The following is an 18,676-nucleotide window of genomic DNA, read 5'->3' as shown; positions in this document are numbered from 1 at the left end:
TCCCATCTGCTAATACTACTGTTATATATGCAGCATCCTTAACCTGTTGTACTTCATCAATTTTTATATCTTCTGCCATACCTTGCATATTTTAGGGGCGTCATTTCTACTATGAAAATCAGCCCGGTTTAACAATTAATTATTATATCTTTTTTGTAAATTAAAAATCATATTTTTCCGTAGTATCTCGTGAATTCAAAAGGGCTCCTTACATCGAGATAACCGTCTATTTCTTCATTGGATTTTGCCTCCATTTCAAATGCAGAATTCCCATACGATATTTTATTCCCATCCGCTCCATGTACACCTTTGAAAGAATGATAAACACGAGAAACAGCATATTCCAGTCCATACTGCAGATAGAACCACAACGGACACAACAAATACATCCATACGTTGAATCCGGTAAGAAACATGACGAGCGTCAACAGAACCGCCGAAGCAATCATGCACTCCTCCCATTGTCTTACATGAATAGCTTCATGGTTAAGAACATGCGTTTTCATCTCCGCCTTTCTTTTCTTGGTAAAGACGAAACAACCCAAAGTAATAGTGCTGTAGCCCTGCCACAACATCCACCTTGCTAATTTGCTTTCATAAAATACTCTCATAGCATTTATTTATTAGGATAAGATTTAGTTATCACATTATTTTTTAAAAAGGATATTCCAGATGTATTTATTATGACATCATAAAAATCATTGCCATTATTTTCTGATACATTTATAAGTTGAGGTCTTATTAAAACAGTATATCTTGGATTTCCGGAAACATACTCGGTTAATTTTATACGGGGATATGTTCCACCGCCATTATCAATAAAATCCATAGTTCCCACCAACAAATTATCGGAACCATACATCCTAAGACTGTTCGTAGCTGAATCAATCACAATACGCTTCCCATTCATAGAGGTGGATACCTTGCCGGTTATTTCTATATCTCCGTTTTCTTTGATAACAAAGGAATTATTGGGCGACTTGATATTTTTAAAAGTACCGCCTGTCGCATTGACTTCTCCGGTTATTTCCGCATCTTCTGCATGTACTTTTCCGTTTTCAGTAACCCGGAAAGAGGCATTGTCCGGAGTAGAACTTCCTGCCCACATCCGTATCTTTTCACCGGATTGGGAACCGCTAAGGCCTGCAGTTACCGTCCCGTCATCTTTTTTAATGCGAAGTTCGTTCCCCTGCATGAAGTCTATCATCGCATTTTTAGCAACAATAAGCGACGTGAATATGGCTGTCGTATTCAGCCCGAACTCTTCCCAATATGTACTGTTACCCGGTGCATTTCCACCGTTACTTATATGCGTCACCCGGCACTTGTAGGCCCGCCAGCCGGTCTCCGTACCGTTATCCCTGACCAGTGCCACATCGACGTACCGTGTACCGCCGGCCAGTGATTCATCGTTATGCCACTCTACGCCGGATACCCATTCGGCCTTGCGGAGTATACATCCCTGCAGACCGTTCTCCCCGTTTTCCACCACCATGTCGTACTCTTCGGAGTTATACTCGCCGGTCAGTATATAACCATAGGTTTTTCCACCGTCCTGCGTCTGAAGTATACGTCTTCCATCCTTGGTGGTAACTGTCCACATGGGCGGATTTGACGTTCCGTTTCTAACCTTGCACAAAAACATCTTTCCACCCATTTTTACCAATCCGAGATAGGGTGTCTCAAGACCGGTATGCCATTTGCCATGATTACTGACTGAAATACCATCCTGTCCCGGTGCACCGTCCACGCCATCCCTGCCCGGCGCACCATCCTGGCCGTCCGTTCCCGGAGCGCCATCCTGACCGTTCTTGCCATCAGTTCCGTCAGTTCCCGGTTTCACCTGCAGCAACCAGTCCGCATTTCCTTCTTCCGGTTCAGATGTAGTGCCGCTCTCGCTTACACACAGCCAAATGCCGCCATTATGGGAAACCCGGTCATAAAAGGCATAATTTTCACCGGACACCCACTCTCCACGGTCATTGGCCGTATATACCGGCGTACCGTCAGGTTTCAGCTGCCGTACCGTACCGGTAAAATACACGCTATTCAGGTACATGGAGTATCCCGTCATATCCAGGCCGTGTACATTCAGGTTTGAGAGGTCGCCCGACTGCATTGCGATGTTGGCGGCCGATATTTCCCAGGTGTTCTGGTTACGGAGCATGCGGCTGTAGGTGCGTGTCTCATATACGGATGTCTGCCGGTCTGGGTTGGTGAAGTTGCCGTAACATGAGAAATGCATGTACTTCTGCGGATGCAGCGTTGTCCCCGGACGTAAGGAATAACGGAATATGCCGTTATCCTCACCCGATACTCCGGTAATACGGAAGTACGCCGTTCCGAAACCGGCAAAACTGAAATTTCCCTTACTATCGTCCGAATCCTTGGTGGCATTCATCGTCTCATCCTCAAAATGAATGATTCCCATGCTTATGTCGTCCGCCGCAACCGCTCCCATTTCCCCGGCTTCCAGCTTGAGATGCACGGTACCGGTGGAAAGCGGGTTTCCCTCACTGTCCGTATCCGCCACCACACTCTCAACAATGCCGACACCCGGCGTGCGCCATTTGATGCCGGCATACACTTCCACGCGGTTACGTCTGAGTTCCGGTACCTCAAGCCATTCCCAAAGCCGCAAGCCCCGCATTTCACCGTTGCCGTTCTCATCTATTTTGGCGCCGAATCCGGCCAATCCGGAAGCGAACCCTTCCTTACCGAATACCGCACCTGCCAGAAAGGAAACAAGAAAGGATGTCCCATCCGGACCGATCTTGCTGATGGCACGCCGGGTTATCTCCTTTATTGTGCGTAAAGCCGAAAAAACGTTGTATTCGCTGGCCTCACGGTTGTCCCATGATTTAAGCACCTCGATAACCGAGCGGTCCAGCAGTCCGCCGACAACGTACTGCAATCCGTTCAGGTTACTTTCCAGGCTGCGTTTCCAGCCCTTGCCGACGCGGTTCGTGCATTCAACGGTCGCCATGGAAAGGTTTTCCAGCTTGCGTGTAACCTTTGTCATGCGTGTATCCCGGTAACCGCTGCCGGGGAAATACTCTTCGCTGAGCAGCCTTACCGACTGTCCCAGCCGCAGGGGGACGGAATGTTTCTCAATATAGGTGTAATCGGTATCGCCGCCGTACTTGGTGATGTCTTCGCTGTATGACGAGAGGAAGTCATCAACGGCCGCCTTGTAATCCAGCTCGGCCTGTTTTTCGTAAGCTTCGGGCATACGGAAGTTCCAAGGGATATATTTGTCACCTGCATGCGGTATAAGGTTTCCACCGGGTAACTGCGTGTCCTCATCTGGATAGGTATTGATGATTTCCCATTCCTTGCTTTCCGAATGATAGTTTGCCTCGAAATCCCGCCCGTTCAGTTCACCGCTCTGGAAAGACAATTGTTTGACAAGTCCCGCAATCTCATAATCACATGGGTCAAACTCCATACCTTCGTCCTTGAAATAATAGACTGTAAAGGGTTTGCCGTCATTCCCGGTCTTCTCCTGTGAACGCACGGAGGATATAGTTCCCGTATAATGAGGAAAGATGCCCGAAAAGGCTTCTTCTTCCACATGTTCGTAAAGCCCGTAGCCTGTATTATGGTCCACGTACCTGGCACGGTCCGGCAGTTGCAGACGGGAGAAACCGTAGCGGCTTCGGTCTATGTTTCTGGTACTTCCCAGCGGAATAAGCCGGGTGAAGAATTTTACGTCATCGCTATTCTCCGTTGGCGTAAGCGAGGTAAGTCCCTGCATGTATCCCAGTTCCACACGTTCCCCGCGCTCGCAGCGGCACAGGTTGATATAGAAGCCGTCCGACCACCATTCGGTTGAAAAAGTCTCGGTCATGGATGCCAGCGCGTCCCAGCAGGTGGTATTGTTATACTCTATATTTCCGTTCGGTGCATCTATCACATCGCCGATACGCCAGCGCTCCTCACCGTAAATACGGTTCATGTTGTCCACCCATTTCTGCAGATGTTCCCGGGGGCTGCCGTCAAGGCTGAACTGCGGCTCATACTGGCCGTCAGTCAGGTGGAGGTATATCACTTGCTGGGCGTCATGTATGGGAGCATAGAATTTCACGGAATAGCTGTATTCCTGGCTGTTCTTTTTCTTGGGCTTGTACTCTTTCTTCACACTGAACCTCACACCCTCCAGTGTTATGTAATCATTCACCTGTAACGGCACACAGGTCGGAACCGTAAAGGAGAGCGAGAGCGCATTCTCGGTCATCAGCTCAAGGTTCCATGTGGAGGATGAAGTGACCGGGGCCGTCAGCTTCAGTCCGCCGGATTGATTATAGATTTTGAGTTCCATTTGAGCAGTCTTTAAACGTCATTTAAAAGAGAACCGGTTTCGGTTCCCTGAACTTTATTTTCCATCTGGCTACGGTACTTCCGTCAAAAGCGTCGGTCAGGATATCGGCCGATGTGGCGGATTTGTAGTAGAGTCTGTATTCCGTGGATATCCCTTTCACCTGAAGAATAACCCAGCCCTGCATGAGTATCTTCATCAGGGTAAGGCGCTTTGCCTCACATTCGGGTAGTGAAGAAGCACATACGGCCAGATACAGCGTCAGGTCACGGGCCTTGCAGCACGGAAGAGGAAGCTGTTCGGGTAATTCCTCACCGTTGCGTTCCCTGAAATCCACTGCCGTGTATTCCTTCATCTCGGGCGGCTTGAGCAGTTCGGACACGTTCGTGCTGTCTTCCGGCCTGTCCTCACAGAGGAAGGCCGAATATTCCGTCCAGGCATCCTTGCCGTTAATTACCATATATCCTGTCAGGTCGTACATCATGACACTTTTATTCCATTGTTTCTAAAATATTCCATAATCTCGTTGATGCCTTCCAGATACCGGCAGTAGGCTGTATTCTCAGCAATGCTGACGAGCAGGTCGTGGTCTTCCTTCCTTGATTTGGCGAGCTCTTCCAGAAGTTTGTGCATGCCGCTGGCATGATCCTGCAAGGAAGTAAACAGCCCTTCCAGAAGTGTGCCCTGTTCCTGCGTCATGGTGGTAAAGGCCCCGCTACGCCCGGATTGTGAGCCCGCCGAATCACCCTGCCAGCCGAATATCTCTTTCATTGCGTCACGCTGGGCCAGTGCATCGCTGACTATCGAATCCCAGGCTTCTTTCAGCATGTCATGTTCCGTCTCATTCAACACACCGGCAGCCTCGGTGACAACTTTGTACCTGCTACGTCCGCGTCTGCCCTGACCGGTCCGCCATTCCGTTTTTTCCTCCATGGCTTCGGCAAACGAATCGTACCATTCCTTGATACGTTCGTTATAGCTTTCCGAGAGCATGCTGTTCAGCATGGCCTTCTGCATATATTTCTCGAAGTTGTCGGCAAAATCCGCCGTGCTGCTGTCCATATCCATGAGCATGTCCAGAAAACTGCTGCGCACATTCTCGAAAGAAATGCCCGTCATGGCTTCCTTGCGTGTTTCCTGCACTTCCTGCCAGGCTTCCTCGCTCTCGATAATCTGTTCCAGATATTTGCGTGTGTCCTCATGTAATTCACTCCAGAAGCCGGTGGCTTCATCACGCAGTTCCACCAGTTTCTCATAGCTCAGGTCAAAGAGACCGGTCATACGGCCGTCGGCCACTTTGGAAAAATCGCTTCCCAACACCCGGCGCGCCTGTTCCCATGCGGTAGAGGATATGCCCTCCCTTTGCTTCGTTCCGTGGGAAGCCTTGGAACCGATACCGAGAAAACCCTTGCTCGCCCCGGCATTCAGATATGCCTTTCCCATCTCACGGGCGTATTCTTCCTGTTGCTGCAGGAGTTCTCCGGCTTTCTTGTAGGAATTATTGGCATTCGCCAGCGTATCGGTCTCCATGGATGCCACCAGTTCCTTTTGTTTGGCGATGACTTTGTCAAGCACCGCCATATAGCTTTCATAACGCTCCTTTGCCTGTTGGTAACGTCTTTCGGAACGCTGGCCGCCCCAATCCGTACCGAAAAGGCTGCCCAATGTCTTGACAAAACCACCGGCTGTATTCACCACTCCGCTTATCATGCCGCCGATGTCACCCGAAAGCATGGAGTTCGCAAATTGGCCGATACCTTCCGACATGGTATTGAAACCCTCTATCACCCGCTTGGCATTCTCGTCCACCGACACTCCGAACCCTTCCAGCATACTGACGACATCATCGGCAGCCTGTCCGTAGGATGACATTTCGCCCGCAACCCCCTGCAGGCTTTGTGCCATTGCCGTACGTTTCCTGCGGCGGTTCTCCTGGGCCTCAGACAGTTTCTTCTCCGCCTGCTCCTGGGTAAGCAGTTCGGTGACGAGTTTGCCCGTCTCATCCCTGTACAGACTGGTGATAACCTTTCCGCCCGCCATGACGGTGTTCAAATCTTCCTGTGCCTGCCGGGCAGTTTCCTGGGCATTGGCGTATTCATCCATAGACCGTTTCAGTTCCCGGAAGGGCTTGCGGTCGGCAAGCTTCAGGTCGATATTCGTCAGTGCGTCCTGCAGCTGCTTCAAATCCGACGGGCGTAGTTCTTTGGCCGCCCCGCTGATATATTCCTTCAGCTTGTCGCGAAGTGCGGAGAGCGCCTCCGTACTTTGAGTGTCCAGATTGCCGAACACATCAGCGAGGTTGACGGTCTTCTTGAACTCACCGAAATCCAGCTCTTTCAGTTCGTCCTCGCGCCGTCTTTTCAGCATGGCCTTTTCACCTTCGGTTTCGGCGGCGGCAATCTTCAGGGCATAATCCTGTGTGATTGCCAGCCGTTTCTCCTGGTAGCTGCCATACTCCCTGTTGTAGTCTATCCACGCCTGCCGGTCCTTTTCCCGGAACTGCTTCTCCTCTTCGTAGACTTCCTGCATATACTGCACACCGGCAATCACACGTTGTGAGGAAGCGTCCTGCCTTATCCGGCCGGCCTCCCCGGGGGCTACCGGGTTGCCGGCCTTTTTCGATTTCTCCAGCCTGGAGAGCAGCTCCCGTTCTTCCTTGTCGATGGCGGCAAGTGTCTGCTCGTATTCCTGACGGAGCAGTGCCTTGCGTTTGGCGCTGCCTTCTGCCATCAGGGCGATACGGGCATCCTCCAACTTGCGTTGTGCACGCAGGCGGGCGTCGGAAAGAGCATCCTGATAGTCGGAAGCATTCCTGCCACCGTCCTTGTTTTTCTTTCCCGTAATGGTTTCCAACTTTTTCTCCTCGGCTTCTATTACTTTCATGGCCGCCTCATAATCCTCCTTGTTTGTGAGTTTCTTCAGCGCCTTGCGTTTCTCCGCTATGCTGTTTTCCAATTCTTCCACCGAACCGGAAACCACGGTATTGATATTTGTTCCCTCCTTGATACGGGCGGCTTTATCCTGAAACTCTTCCGCACGTTTGAGGGCGTCCTCTTCCGCATCATAGATGTCCTTGAGCATTTTGTTGTAAGCCACTAAAGCAGGGTCGCTACCGAACTGGTCGGTGGAACCGCCGCCGAAGAACTTGTGGATTTTACCGCCGGCACCGAACCATGGGCGGTGGGATTCCACACCTTCCGCTTTCAGCTTGTCGGCCTTATCGCTCTCCTCTACAGCCTTGTCAAGCCATTTCCGGGCCTTCTGCTCCAATACGAGAATCTCGATATAGTCGGAACTCTTTTTCATAAGCGTATCGTACCATTCGCTCAATGTCTGGTAGTAGCCGAACGTTTCACCGTATGTACGGTTGAGTTCGGTTACCTTCTTGCGTTCCTCCTCCTTGCTTCCCTTGAACTCTCTTACGGACTTGATTACCCTGTCCATCTCAAACCGGCTTTTCACGAATGTGGCATTCGCCTCTTTTTCCACCTCATAGGTTTCCCGCATGGATTCACGCAGTTCATCCATGGCGTTTTTCCCACCAAAGAGCCCCTTTATCCATTCTCCTATTTCTTTACCGTATACCACCGTCAGCGTAATAAGCGCCGCCAGTGCCGTTTGCGGGGAGAACAGCGAAGCTGCCACCTGTTTCCATACCGGGGTCGCCTTCTTTCCTGCAGCCGTCATGAGCTCGTATTCCTTGCGGGCATTGCTCACGGCGTCCGTAAACATCGGGATGTTGTTGGATATGGCCAGAAAGAACATCTGCGGCCCCATGGCCAGGGAGGGAAGTTCCCGGGCGATCTGTGCCATGGTCATTTTGACCTGGTTCAGTTTCGGCGCCGGGTCGTGTGCCACAAGGGGTGTCTCGTTAGCCTGTCTCTTGGCAGCCTCGTACGCCTTTATCTCATCCTTCAGACTGCCGATGACACCTTTGAGCGCCTGTATGTCGGCGAGTTCCCTGTCACCGGCAAGGCCCTGCTTCTGCAGCTGCTTGTACTGTCTTTCCAGCTGTTTGAGCTCACCCTGCAGACGTTCGACCATCTGCCTGTTGAAGCTCTCCAGAGCGGCTATGTTGCCCTCAGCCGACTTCATGCCGGCAAGTGTCTTGTCATCCAGGAATATTTCAAGCTTGATAGGTTGCACTTCTTATAGCGGTTTATGTGTGTAAACGTTTTTTTATTCTTCCCCGTCCATGCTCATGAAGAACTCCAGGGGAGACATGTTTTTCGGGGGGCTGCCGCTGCGGGCAGACATCTCCCGGGAAAGCTCGGCGGGTGTCTTTCTGCGTGAAGGCACGTGCCTGGAACAGTCCTGCCACATCAGCATGAGCGACGGGTAATTTACCCCATGCAGGATATACCTCACGCTCCAGCCCGTATCGCGGGCTATCTGTCCGACCAGTCCGAACGGGCTATGGGGAGGCTCCATGTACCCCCTTAACTCCCGTTCTATCTTTTTTCGCGGCTCAGGACGGGCGACATCGGGTTGATTGTCTCCGCCAATCTGATAATATTTTCTAAAGGGACGGTATTGAACATGCGCACGATTATCACCCAGGCTTCCTCGAGGGCTACCGGGTGCATCCGGTGACGGAGCATCCATGCCACGGGACGGTTCAACAACCGGCCGAAGATACATCCCCGGACGATACCGTAAGCCACCATGCGGCTCACACTGACACCGTGACGGGTAATGAACTCCACTTTCTGCTCGAAGTCATACTCTTTCACCTCGTCATACCGGACTCCCAGTTTCAGGTACATCCTGCCGATATTCAGCAGGCTCGCGTAAGTAGGAATGCGCATCACCCAGCGGACATGCCTGCCACCGGGAAGACGCAGCGGGAGCGAGATGCCCCCGTCCTGCATAATCCTCTCCGAAAGGCTTTCTATCTCAAGGCGGTCCATACGTGTCACGCTTTAACGGCAGGCTGGCCGGTTTCGGGATCGATGCCGGGAGCGAAGATCTTCATCCGCTTGCCGTCCTCGTCTTTCATCACCTCGATGTTGAGCTGGATGGAGAGTACACCCTGGGAGTTCACCCCGCCACCGAAGTCATTGCCGGTGACTTTCGCATTGTACAGGCGGATGGTATGGCCGCTGTCACAGACAATATCCATAACGCCCGTCTTTTCCCATTTCTCGGGCGGTTCCCAGTTACCCTGTTCATCCTTGGTTCCTCCGATGACCTTCACAAGGTTCTCGGCGGACATGTCGATCAGATTGCCGGTAAATGCCTTTTTCCCGGGATTGCTTGTAATTGTCCCGACCGGGCCGTCCTTTACCTGGGCGGCATAGATATCCACCTGGGTCGCGGCGGTACCCGCAGGGGTGACACCCTGTTCGTCGAACCAGCCGATTTCAAGACCGCAGAATTTTACCTGGGACATCCCGAAAATTAATTTATCCATGTTTATTCTAAGTTTAAGGGTTAATAAATCGCCGTCTGAGTATTCCCAGCAGAAGGGCGGCGACGGCCGTACGCCCGATCCATATCTGGAACCACTGGAAGCCGGTAGGCTCATGCACCACTTCGGGCGGCGGTTTCTCTTTCTCCTTGAAGAGCTCATTACGGATGCGTATGTTCTCTTCGGTAAGGATGAGTACCTGACGGGTCAGGCTGTCACAGGTGGCGGTCACTTCAATGGAGTCTTCCGATACCCGATTTACATTGACCGTTGCCTGCCCGCTGCGCCGGCTAAAGCCTGTGCCCACCGGAATCAGGTCCAGCATATCCGTCGGAAATCTCGTTTTCGCCATGCTGGGCGGAACGGGCTGCTGCAGGAGAGCGAACCCGCTTCTGCCCGAGAGGCTGTCTTTTTGGCTGTGCTCGTTCCGCACCAATGGCTCCGGACTTCTGCAGCTCGCCACGGATAGGGCAGTCAGCATAATGCCGGCAAGTAGAAGCCCTCTGAATGGTACGGTTAAGTTCACGCACCGCCTTGTAAAGTTTGATGTTCTCATTCTGCAAGTCTATTAATGTTCCTGACAGGTTGTCGTACATTTCCTTATAGGCATCGTTCCGCTCCTTGGCGGCGAGTACCTTGTTGTTCTCCCGGTGTCTCAGCCATGCCCAAAGGGAACCGGCAATGCCGCTCGGCACAAGCCATTGGAGAATCTGCATTATCAGGTCTGAATTCATGGCTGAAAATCATTACGGGTTATTAATTGTCAGAGCAGTTCCCATCCCGCTGCCACGTCCGCCATTACTGCCGGCACTCCGTTTTCCACCTGTGAGATGGCGGCGGCAAAAGCGCACATGGTCGCTCTGTCATCCACATCGGGCACGTAAGTATTCGGTACCTGCATCTCCCGGCACACCCGGCTGATATAGCCGGAAGTGTTGTTTTCCACAGGTGGCGCCCAACGGTTGATAAAATCCGCTATCGTACGGCAGCCGTTGACGCGGCGGTAGTTCTGCAGCAGTTTAATCAGGGCACGATAGCCATAGGCCATCGTACGGAACTGGCAGAAAGACCTGTCCTGAGAGGGCCGGATTTCCCCCTGCCACAGCGTACGTGACAGGCGGATGTTACCCGGATTGTTGTTGCGTAGTCCCCGTGCAGCCATCATTCTTCGATTGTTGAGGTTCCGATACTGATGTAGGCATTTCCGTCATACATCAACGTAGTCACTTTGCTTGCCGCACAGGCAACCTTGCCGATGGTCTGGGCGTTGGCACTGGCGTTTCTGATGACGAGCAGCGAACCTGCCTGCACCCGGGTATCCAGTTCAAAAGTGGTTGCGGCGGTTTCGGCTGCAATATCCACTATTTGCGGATTGCAGTCATGTACCAGCGACTTACCTTCAGCTTTACGGGTTACAGCGACCGGAAACGGTATCTGTACGCAACGGTCCCCTTCTTCTGTATAGGGGGCGAAGAAGTCAAAACTTCTCCGCGATTTCATGTTAATATAGCTCATTGTTCTTTAATTTTTAGGGTTAGGATTTCTTGGTGGTAAACATGGCACCCAGATACTTGCCTGTTATAGGCAATGCGATGCCGCGCATATTGAAGCCCAGGACATCACCACGGTATTCCGGATCATTCAGGCGGTAGTACATGTCCTCCATGCTCTTGGCACGACAAACTGCATCACGGTACCATACAGTAGAGGCAATGGCGTCCGTATCGCGGACAGGAGCATCCCATTCCACTTTCTTACCTGTAGTGCCGTTGTATTTGGGCACCATGGAAGTGACGTGAATTTTGAAGCCGAACATGGAACCGGTGGAGAAAAACGTCTTGAACATCTCCAGGTCCTGAAGCTGAAGGTCGGTAGCGTGATAGGGATGCAACGCCAGGATACGTCCTTCCTTGGGTACCAGCATCATGTCGAGCTGCGTGGAGAGTGCCAGGATCTTCTCGTAGGTCATGGCCACGTAGCCGGTGCCCTGCTTGCTGGCATTGCCGTCGTTGATTTTCAAGACCGGAGTAGTCTCGCTATCCTGAGTGGGTGCCCAATTGTAGATGGCAAGTTGCGAGAACTGCATCTGCAAAGACTTCTGGTGGCCTGCCGCCACGCTCCTGCGCTTCTCTGCCGACTCTTCTATTTCGATGGCGTTGATGTGTACGGTGTTCTCCGTATCGAAACGCTTCATCGGAATCTTGTAAGGCTTGTCCTCGCGTGCCACTACCGGTATGGGATATACCTCGTTGTCGATGAACACGCGCGGGTCTATACCCGCTTCCTGCAGGTTCAGGTACTCGTTATCGGTCCACATGCTGAAATCACGCGAGTCGGAAACGAACGAGGTTTCCGGATAGAACTTCTCAATGATCTCGGGAATCCAGATTTCCTTATTCAGCCCGTCTGCCAGACAGCCGGTAAGTTGCAACGGAACCAGCGAAAGCCCCATCTGGATGCCGAACATCAGGTTGTGATCGATGCCGATGCTCTGTGCAAACAGGCCTGAGGTGGCAAAATTGAACAGCAATGCTGTGAGCAGTGAAAAGATGAATTTTGTCTTCATTGTCTTTTGTTTATAAAATGATTATTCCGGGTATTTACCGTAGGCTTCATGGAACTTCTCCCGGTAGAGGTTCCTGTCCTTTTTAAGTTCCTTGAGCATATCCTTCTCCAGTATTTCCTTGAAAGTCATGTCTGCCAGCTGTACGTTTCCTCCGGCCTTTCCACCGGTCTGTACCTGGGGACTGACGGGCTGCCGTACGGAAATGGAACCCAGGCGCACTTCGGCCTTTGCAAAATCTACGGCAAAGTCTTCCAGCCAGCTGTCACGTCCTTTGGCGTCAATGCGCCCGTCTTTCACAGCCGCGTCCACCAGTGCGACGGCTTTCTGCTTATTGGCTTCCTTCTCTTTCGTCTCAAAGGCCGTCACACGTTCCTGCAGTGTCCGTTTCTCAGTCTTGAGCGTAGCGTTCTCGGCCTGCAGGTCGTCACGCAGGGTAATCAGGCCTTGTACGGCTTCCTGAACGGCCTGGTCGGATGCGGAATCCGACAATTTCAACATCTGTGTCAAATAACTCATATTGTTCTCTTTTTTATGGTTAATACTGTTTTTTTTATCCATCAGCCTGACAAGCGCCTGTCCGTCAGACAAGTCTATACGTTTGTTTGTCGCGCGGTCATACATGGCAAGGGCGTTATGGTTGGAGCCTATGGGGCAGACAGACATCTCCCGCATGGTCCACTTTGTGGCTGTAGGCCCCGTCTGTCCCGGAAGTTTCAATGCGGGATCATCGCTGACCTCTTCAGGCGGCCAGGCGCCGATACTGGCCATGCGCAAGAAGCCGCGCTCCACCTTACCGGCTATCATACGGCCTTTTTCGTCTTCCTCGTCGAAAACGACATCCACCAGAATCCTGCCGCCTTCCACACGCACGTTTTCACCGCGCCCTATCGGAGCTTCCCAGTCATTATGATTATAGAGTACCACGGGATTCTTTCTGTATTCTTCCAGGTTGGCTCCCGAGGTCAGCATGCGGAAACCGTAAGTGTTTACGGATTCGTCATGTACGCAGAATGTATATGCTTTGCCCATTGCTTTGTCTCATTTTGTCTGCTGCAAAATTCAGGGATAAAAAGAAGGTGTGCAAATCGCCCTGTAACAGTTTCCTACCGGGTGGAAACAGTTTACCTGTAGACGGAAACTGTTGCAGACGGATTATTTTAATCGGTATGCGCTACCTAACTTTGTACTGTAATAATCAAGAGAATAAATATGTCCAAGACACTAACGAACCAACAGAAAAAGGACTGGGCGAAGATGCTCTACATGCAGGGAGAACTGCAAAGCAGGCAGATAGCCGAAAAGGTGGGTGTCAGTCCTGTCACCATGAGCAAGTGGAGCAAGGAGGGGAACTGGGAAATGCTGCGGGCGGCCGTCACCACCACGCGAGAGGAACAGATACGCAATCTCTACATGCAGATAGCAGAAATGAACAAGGCCATAGCCGAACGCGGCGACAAGTATGCCACTTCCGCCGAGGCCGACACCATCAACAAACTCTCCGCCGCCATCGCTAAAATGGAAGGGGACTACGGAATCGCCGATATCATCAGTGTGAGCAAACAGATCCTTTTCTGGCTGCGCAAGCGTGATCCGCAGAAGGCAATCGAACTGAGTTATTATTTTGACGAATTTGTAAAGGAGAAATTAAGGTAACGCCATGGCAAAAAAAAGACTGACAGGAAACAACAGGACACTCTCCGACGACTGGGAAGAAACCCTGAGGCAGATACGTACACAGACCGCCGTAGACTTCACCATGACCGGAGAAGAAAAGGCAAGGAAATTGCGCGAGCTGGAAGCTGACCCTGTAGCATGGGCGAAGTTCATGTTTTACAGATATGCCAAATACGAGTTTGCAGGATTCCAGAAGAAAGCCATCAGGCGCATCATCGGGCATTCCGACGGGAACTGGTACGAAGTGCTGAGCTGGGCGCGTGAGCTGGCAAAGTCCACCATCGTGATGTTCATCGTGCTGTACCTGGTCATCGTGAAGAAAAACAAGCGGTGCGTCATCATGACCTCGGCGACCAACGACGGCGCAAGGAAGCTGCTGAACCAGTACCGGGCACAGTTCGAGGCGAACGAGCGGCTGAAATATTTCTACGGCAACCTCATCGGTGACAAATGGACGGAGGACTATTTCACCCTCAGTACCCGCGTGTCGTTCATGGCAATGGGCTGGGGACAGTCACCGCGCGGAGTCAAGATGGACGAGGTACGCCCGGACGTATTGCTCATGGATGACTACGATACCGACGAGGAATGCCGCAATCCGGAGATAGTAAACAACAAATGGAACTGGTTCGAGCAGGCGCTGTTCTTCACCCGCTCCATCAGCGAGGCGCTGCTTACCATCTGGACGGGGAACGTCATTGCGAAGGACTGTTGTGTCTCACGTGCCGGTAATAAGGCAAGGGAACTGGCCGCAAGGGAGAAACCTATCGGAAACTGGGACATCATCAATATACGCATGGTGGATATAGGCAATCCCGATCCGCAAGCGGATTACCAGTTCGGAACGTCCGTATGGCCGGAAAAGAACACTGAGGAAACGATAGACGAGGTGCTGGCACAGGTGAGCCTCGCCAGCGGACAGAAGGAGTGTTTCAATAATCCGGTGGTGGAGGGTTCCTACTTCAAGGAGATACGCTGGGGAGAATGCCCGCCCATAGGCAAGCTCAAATATATTGTCAGTTACGGGGACCCGACACCGAGCAACACCACCGGCAAGAAGGCGAAGAAGAACTCCTTCAAAGCGAATTTCCTCATGGGGCTATACGAGGGAACGCTGTACATATATACGGGATATCTGCGGCATGTCACCAACGACGAGTTCGTGAACTGGTATTACTATCAACGGGACTACGTAAGGGAAAGGACGCAGCAGAGGAACTACATAGAGAATAACAAACTGCAGGATCCGTTCTACCAGCAGGTATTCGTTCCTCTTTTCCTTGCAAAAGGGAGGGAAAAAGGACATTACATCAATATCTCGCCCGACGGGCGTGACAAACCCGACAAATTCGTGCGTATAGAAGGGAACCTGGAACCGCTGAACAGGGCGGGAAGACTCGTTTTCAACATACGGGAAAAGGACAACCCGGACATGCAGCGACTGGAGGAACAGTTCAGGCTGTTCGATGACGGGCTACCGGCACCGGCAGACGGACCGGACGCTATCGAGGGGGGATATTACATGTGCCAGCAACTGAACGCCCACATGGAAGCCGGAAGCTACTGGATAGGGAGACGCCCCCATAACAAAAAAAGAATGTGACAAACCATTAAACATGAAAATATATGGCTTATTTGGAAATCGAGGAAATGACAACCCACATCTATGAGGAGGATATGGATGTCATCAGTCATGGCGATGACGCGGCTATGATGTCGGCCATAGACGCCGCCATAGAGGAAGTGCAGGGATATCTCACCAAGTACGACACGGGAAAGATATTCGCCGCCAGGGGAAAAGAACGCAATCCCATATTGTTGCTTTTTGTAAAGGACATAGCCGCCTGGCACTTCTGCAATATCTGCAACGCCGGAGTGGATATCGAAATGCGCGAAAAACGTTACGACCGTGCCATTGAATGGCTCAGGAACAATCAGAACAGGCAGAACCCGAACCTGCCGGCAGCGCCGGAGCGGCCGGGACAGCAAGAGTGCAGGCACTGCGGGGAAATAGCGTTCGGAAGCAATAGAAAACGTGACAACCATTTTTAAACGGAAACCTTATGACAAACAGGAAGAGAAAAAAACAGCAGGCAGGCGCTGTGCCCAAAAAGATTGCGACGCCGGTATATAATCAGATACTGGTGCAGCCCGTGCACAGGGGAATAAATGATATAGGCACATGGAAAAGCGCACTCAGGGCGGCTGACATGGGGCTGCGCAGCAAACTATACGACCTGTATGAGGATATCCTCATGGACGGGACTGTAACGGACGCCATCGGCAAACGCATAGAGGCGATAACCGACTGCGACATTAATTTTACGGTAAACAAGAAGGAAGTACCACGGATGACGGAACTCATAGACACTGTGGAGTTCGAGAACCAGCTGAAAGAGATCATGTGGACCCTTTTTTGGGGAATATCCGTAGACGAATATTCTTTCGTGAACGGGTTCGACTTCAACAGCATCCCGCGCAAGCACATACGTCCCAAAGAGAAGCTGATACTACGGCGCCAGTACGATACGGACGGAATCAGTTACAGCGATGACGGGATGATCATACAGTGGGGAGAGGATGATGATCTGGGACTCTTGCTGAAAGTGGCTCCCTATGTGATATACAAGCGCGGGGGATTCGGGGACTGGGCACAGTTCGTGGAACTCTTCGGAATGCCGCAGCGCATAGGAAAGTACAACAGCATGGACGAACAGAGCAGGAGGCTTCTCATACAGGCGTTCGAGGAAGCCGGTTCGGCGCCATACATTGTCATCCCGAAAGAGAGTGACGTGGAACAGACGACCCTCAGCGGAAGCAGCAACGGGGCGCTCTACAACGATTTCCGCAATGCATGCAACGAGGAGATACTCATAACCGTACTGGGACAGACCATGACCACCAAGGACGGTGCGTCGCTCTCGCAAAGCAAGGTGCATATGGAAGTGCAGGAGAAGAAGCACCGCAGTGACCGGCGTTTTGTCATACGCATGCTGAACAAATACTTTGTACCCCTGCTTGAAAGCAGAGGCTATCCGGTGCATGGTGGAAAGTTCTCATTCGTGGATAAGAAGGACGAGCTTACCGTAAGTGACCTGAAAACACTCTCTACGATGATTCCTATCCCCCGCAGTTACGGCTATGAGAAATACGGCATACCTGAGCCGAAGGACGGTGAGGAAGTGTTCATGGGTGCAACGGCCGATACGGGAAATGATGGTCGGCCGGCCAGACCGGTAAAACCACCGGTCAGAACCGGCACACCGCTGGGAGCGGTGGAGAATGCCGATGAACGTACGCTCTGGGAACGGATAAAGTCTTTTTTCGTGGCGGCCCCGCATCCGGGCGGGGCTGGCATAATCCGCATGAGTGATACGTCCCCTTTGGATGAAAGGCTCATCGCTGCCGTATGGAACGGTGAACTGGCCGGTTTCAGTCCGGAGCTTTTCCGGTTCTTTGCCGAAGACTTTTTAAAGGCTGTTCGAACGGCATTTGAAGAAGGACCGAGAAATGCCGATGTGGACGTGGGCTACAAGTTGTCGGATGACCTGTTCCGTATGGCGGCGGAGCAGAACCTGTTCCATTTCTCCGCTGCCAAGACGCTGGCGGAAATACAGGAACTGAACAGGCTCTTCCGGGAAAGCGGGAGCTTTAGTGAGTTTCACCGCAGGGCAAAGGAAACCACCGAAGTGTTTAACAAAACCTGGCAGAGGACGGAATACGAAACGGCGGTGCTCACGGCTGAGGGTATGTCTACCTACCGGAAATTACGGACCAAGAAAAAGGTATATCCTTTCTGGGAGTACCTGACGGTGAATGACGGCAGGGTACGTGAGGAACACATGAAACTTCATGGGGTCATCCTGCCCGAAAATGACCCGAGATGGAACAAAATATACCCGCCGAACGGTTGGGCCTGCAGGTGTCTCGTGACCGGACGGATGAAGCACCAGGTAAAGGGCGATCTTGAAGAGATGCGCCGGCGCGTGGACGACTTCCTGAAAACTGCCGAATGGAAAAAGGGCGAGGCACAAGGCTGGGGAGTGAACCGCTGTGACTCGGCACAGATATTCACCGCCGACCAGATGTACATCCGCAAGTTCCCGCAGCAGGCTTCGTCCTATCTGAAGGACATGACAGCCGAACGCTGGAACCTGCCCGGGGTACAGGCCATGAAGAGGGACGCTTCCGGGAATATCCCTGCCAGTGAGCGGAGTGAACAGGAGGTATGGGAAACATACGCTGAAGACGGAAGAATCGTACTGACAGATTATGATGGCCGGAAGGTGGTTGTCGAGAAGAAACAGTTCGACAGCCATACTGCAGGCAAGGGACGGGATAACCGCATAAAATACTGGGATGCCATGCTGGAAACCCTTCACGCTCCGGACGAGGTGTGGCTCAACGATGAGATAAAGCATGACCTGCTTGATACCTATTGCCTGTTGAAATACTACAGGGATGAGGTACTGGCCGTAAACTACCGGATAGAGGGGGAAAAACTGGTGCTGAAGACCTGGTATGTCATGCAGACACATACACCGGAAAACCGGAAAGTAAACCTTAAAAAGGAGATATGGGACAAACGCCGCAGGGGGTTGCTGATAAAAAAGCGTCGGAGTGCATCCTCGCGTCCGTCCGAACCGTAAAGGTGAAACGATTCCGTCGTTTCTCCGCCCGTCCGGATTGGATAGCCGGTGTCGCACTC

General features: G+C 52.0%; 17 protein-coding genes. 4 read left to right on the top strand and 13 right to left on the bottom strand.

Translation table 11 applies throughout. The features are described from left to right. Positions 1 to 167 precede the first annotated feature (167 nt). Genes BHV73_RS08095 through BHV73_RS08035 form a run of 13 tightly spaced genes read right to left on the bottom strand, consistent with a single transcriptional unit; the run spans position 168 to position 13,323 of the window. Complete coding sequence (locus BHV73_RS08095) at positions 168 to 611, bottom strand: hypothetical protein (RefSeq protein ID WP_087425878.1); 444 nt, start codon at positions 609 to 611, stop codon at positions 168 to 170. A 5-nt stretch (positions 612 to 616) separates the two neighbouring features. Continuing rightward, positions 617 to 4,321: a collagen-like protein gene (locus tag BHV73_RS08090; RefSeq protein ID WP_204246585.1), complete on the bottom strand. Its 3,705-nt coding sequence runs from the start codon at positions 4,319 to 4,321 to the stop codon at positions 617 to 619. Between the two features lie 22 nt (positions 4,322 to 4,343). Further along, positions 4,344 to 4,802, bottom strand: a complete 459-nt coding sequence (locus BHV73_RS08085) for a hypothetical protein (RefSeq protein WP_087425877.1) — start codon at positions 4,800 to 4,802, stop codon at positions 4,344 to 4,346. Further along, positions 4,799 to 8,464, bottom strand: a complete 3,666-nt coding sequence (locus BHV73_RS08080; protein WP_087425876.1) for a hypothetical protein — start codon at positions 8,462 to 8,464, stop codon at positions 4,799 to 4,801. Before BHV73_RS08080 ends, BHV73_RS08085 begins: the two co-directional genes overlap by 4 nt. Positions 8,465 to 8,497: 33 nt before the next feature. After that, the gene (locus tag BHV73_RS08075) at positions 8,498 to 8,749 is read right to left on the bottom strand and encodes a hypothetical protein (protein ID WP_009122592.1); all 252 of its coding nucleotides are present in this window, start codon (positions 8,747 to 8,749) and stop codon (positions 8,498 to 8,500) included. Between the two features lie 20 nt (positions 8,750 to 8,769). After that, positions 8,770 to 9,228, bottom strand: coding sequence for a hypothetical protein (locus BHV73_RS08070; protein WP_009122593.1), 459 nt, complete (start codon positions 9,226 to 9,228; stop codon positions 8,770 to 8,772). 5 nt (positions 9,229 to 9,233) lie between these two features. After that, the gene (locus BHV73_RS08065) at positions 9,234 to 9,731 is read right to left on the bottom strand and encodes a hypothetical protein (protein WP_009122594.1); all 498 of its coding nucleotides are present in this window, start codon (positions 9,729 to 9,731) and stop codon (positions 9,234 to 9,236) included. Between the two features lie 13 nt (positions 9,732 to 9,744). After that, positions 9,745 to 10,053 carry a hypothetical protein gene (locus BHV73_RS08060; RefSeq protein WP_239419928.1) on the bottom strand — a complete coding sequence of 103 codons (309 nt, stop codon included), beginning with the start codon at positions 10,051 to 10,053 and terminating at the stop codon, positions 9,745 to 9,747. Next, the gene (locus BHV73_RS08055; protein WP_009122596.1) at positions 10,019 to 10,462 is read right to left on the bottom strand and encodes a hypothetical protein; all 444 of its coding nucleotides are present in this window, start codon (positions 10,460 to 10,462) and stop codon (positions 10,019 to 10,021) included. Before BHV73_RS08055 ends, BHV73_RS08060 begins: the two co-directional genes overlap by 35 nt. Before the next feature lie 29 nt (positions 10,463 to 10,491). Further along, positions 10,492 to 10,893: a hypothetical protein gene (locus BHV73_RS08050; protein ID WP_009122597.1), complete on the bottom strand. Its 402-nt coding sequence runs from the start codon at positions 10,891 to 10,893 to the stop codon at positions 10,492 to 10,494. After that, positions 10,890 to 11,228, bottom strand: coding sequence for a hypothetical protein (locus BHV73_RS08045; RefSeq protein ID WP_286737847.1), 339 nt, complete (start codon positions 11,226 to 11,228; stop codon positions 10,890 to 10,892). Before BHV73_RS08045 ends, BHV73_RS08050 begins: the two co-directional genes overlap by 4 nt. Before the next feature lie 34 nt (positions 11,229 to 11,262). Further along, positions 11,263 to 12,294: a hypothetical protein gene (locus BHV73_RS08040; protein ID WP_087425875.1), complete on the bottom strand. Its 1,032-nt coding sequence runs from the start codon at positions 12,292 to 12,294 to the stop codon at positions 11,263 to 11,265. Between the two features lie 21 nt (positions 12,295 to 12,315). Continuing rightward, positions 12,316 to 13,323, bottom strand: a complete 1,008-nt coding sequence (locus BHV73_RS08035) for a peptidase (RefSeq protein WP_087425874.1) — start codon at positions 13,321 to 13,323, stop codon at positions 12,316 to 12,318. Positions 13,324 to 13,503: 180 nt separating this feature from the next. Between BHV73_RS08035 and BHV73_RS08030 the strand changes: the two genes are divergently transcribed. From BHV73_RS08030 to BHV73_RS08015, 4 genes are read left to right on the top strand one after another with little or no spacing between them, the layout of a single operon-like run. Beyond that, the gene (locus BHV73_RS08030) at positions 13,504 to 13,947 is read left to right on the top strand and encodes a hypothetical protein (RefSeq protein WP_009122601.1); all 444 of its coding nucleotides are present in this window, start codon (positions 13,504 to 13,506) and stop codon (positions 13,945 to 13,947) included. Positions 13,948 to 13,951: 4 nt separating this feature from the next. Then, the gene (locus BHV73_RS08025) at positions 13,952 to 15,571 is read left to right on the top strand and encodes a hypothetical protein (RefSeq protein ID WP_087425873.1); all 1,620 of its coding nucleotides are present in this window, start codon (positions 13,952 to 13,954) and stop codon (positions 15,569 to 15,571) included. A gap of 23 nt (positions 15,572 to 15,594) precedes the next feature. Further along, a complete protein-coding gene (locus BHV73_RS08020; RefSeq protein ID WP_009122603.1) occupies positions 15,595 to 16,020 on the top strand; it encodes a hypothetical protein in 426 nt (141 codons plus the stop codon). Between the two features lie 11 nt (positions 16,021 to 16,031). Then, positions 16,032 to 18,617: a phage portal protein family protein gene (locus BHV73_RS08015; protein ID WP_087425872.1), complete on the top strand. Its 2,586-nt coding sequence runs from the start codon at positions 16,032 to 16,034 to the stop codon at positions 18,615 to 18,617. The last annotated feature ends 59 nt before the right edge of the window (positions 18,618 to 18,676 follow it).

The sequence above is a fragment of the Bacteroides sp. 44_46 genome (genome assembly GCF_001915465.1).
GTDB classification, from domain to species: domain Bacteria; phylum Bacteroidota; class Bacteroidia; order Bacteroidales; family Bacteroidaceae; genus Bacteroides; species Bacteroides clarus.
Note: the sequence above shows the minus strand (reverse complement) of the source record. Positions and strands in the feature narration are given on the sequence as shown.

Excerpts from the sequence above, each read along its gene's own strand:
- BHV73_RS08060 (WP_239419928.1), bottom strand. The coding sequence starts at position 10,053 with ATGCTGGACCTGATTCCGGTGGGCACAGGCTTTAGCCGGCGCAGCGGG.
- BHV73_RS08090 (WP_204246585.1), bottom strand. The coding sequence starts at position 4,321 with ATGGAACTCAAAATCTATAATCAATCCGGCGGACTGAAGCTGACGGCC.
- BHV73_RS08020 (WP_009122603.1), top strand. The coding sequence starts at position 15,595 with ATGGCTTATTTGGAAATCGAGGAAATGACAACCCACATCTATGAGGAG.
- BHV73_RS08075 (WP_009122592.1), bottom strand. The coding sequence starts at position 8,749 with ATGGAGCCTCCCCATAGCCCGTTCGGACTGGTCGGACAGATAGCCCGC.
- BHV73_RS08095 (WP_087425878.1), bottom strand. The coding sequence starts at position 611 with ATGAGAGTATTTTATGAAAGCAAATTAGCAAGGTGGATGTTGTGGCAG.
- BHV73_RS08085 (WP_087425877.1), bottom strand. The coding sequence starts at position 4,802 with ATGATGTACGACCTGACAGGATATATGGTAATTAACGGCAAGGATGCC.
- BHV73_RS08030 (WP_009122601.1), top strand. The coding sequence starts at position 13,504 with ATGTCCAAGACACTAACGAACCAACAGAAAAAGGACTGGGCGAAGATG.
- BHV73_RS08050 (WP_009122597.1), bottom strand. The coding sequence starts at position 10,893 with ATGATGGCTGCACGGGGACTACGCAACAACAATCCGGGTAACATCCGC.
- BHV73_RS08070 (WP_009122593.1), bottom strand. The coding sequence starts at position 9,228 with ATGGACCGCCTTGAGATAGAAAGCCTTTCGGAGAGGATTATGCAGGAC.
- BHV73_RS08045 (WP_286737847.1), bottom strand. The coding sequence starts at position 11,228 with ATGAAATCGCGGAGAAGTTTTGACTTCTTCGCCCCCTATACAGAAGAA.
- BHV73_RS08040 (WP_087425875.1), bottom strand. The coding sequence starts at position 12,294 with ATGAAGACAAAATTCATCTTTTCACTGCTCACAGCATTGCTGTTCAAT.
- BHV73_RS08035 (WP_087425874.1), bottom strand. The coding sequence starts at position 13,323 with ATGGGCAAAGCATATACATTCTGCGTACATGACGAATCCGTAAACACT.
- BHV73_RS08055 (WP_009122596.1), bottom strand. The coding sequence starts at position 10,462 with ATGAATTCAGACCTGATAATGCAGATTCTCCAATGGCTTGTGCCGAGC.
- BHV73_RS08025 (WP_087425873.1), top strand. The coding sequence starts at position 13,952 with ATGGCAAAAAAAAGACTGACAGGAAACAACAGGACACTCTCCGACGAC.
- BHV73_RS08015 (WP_087425872.1), top strand. The coding sequence starts at position 16,032 with ATGACAAACAGGAAGAGAAAAAAACAGCAGGCAGGCGCTGTGCCCAAA.
- BHV73_RS08065 (WP_009122594.1), bottom strand. The coding sequence starts at position 9,731 with ATGGATAAATTAATTTTCGGGATGTCCCAGGTAAAATTCTGCGGTCTT.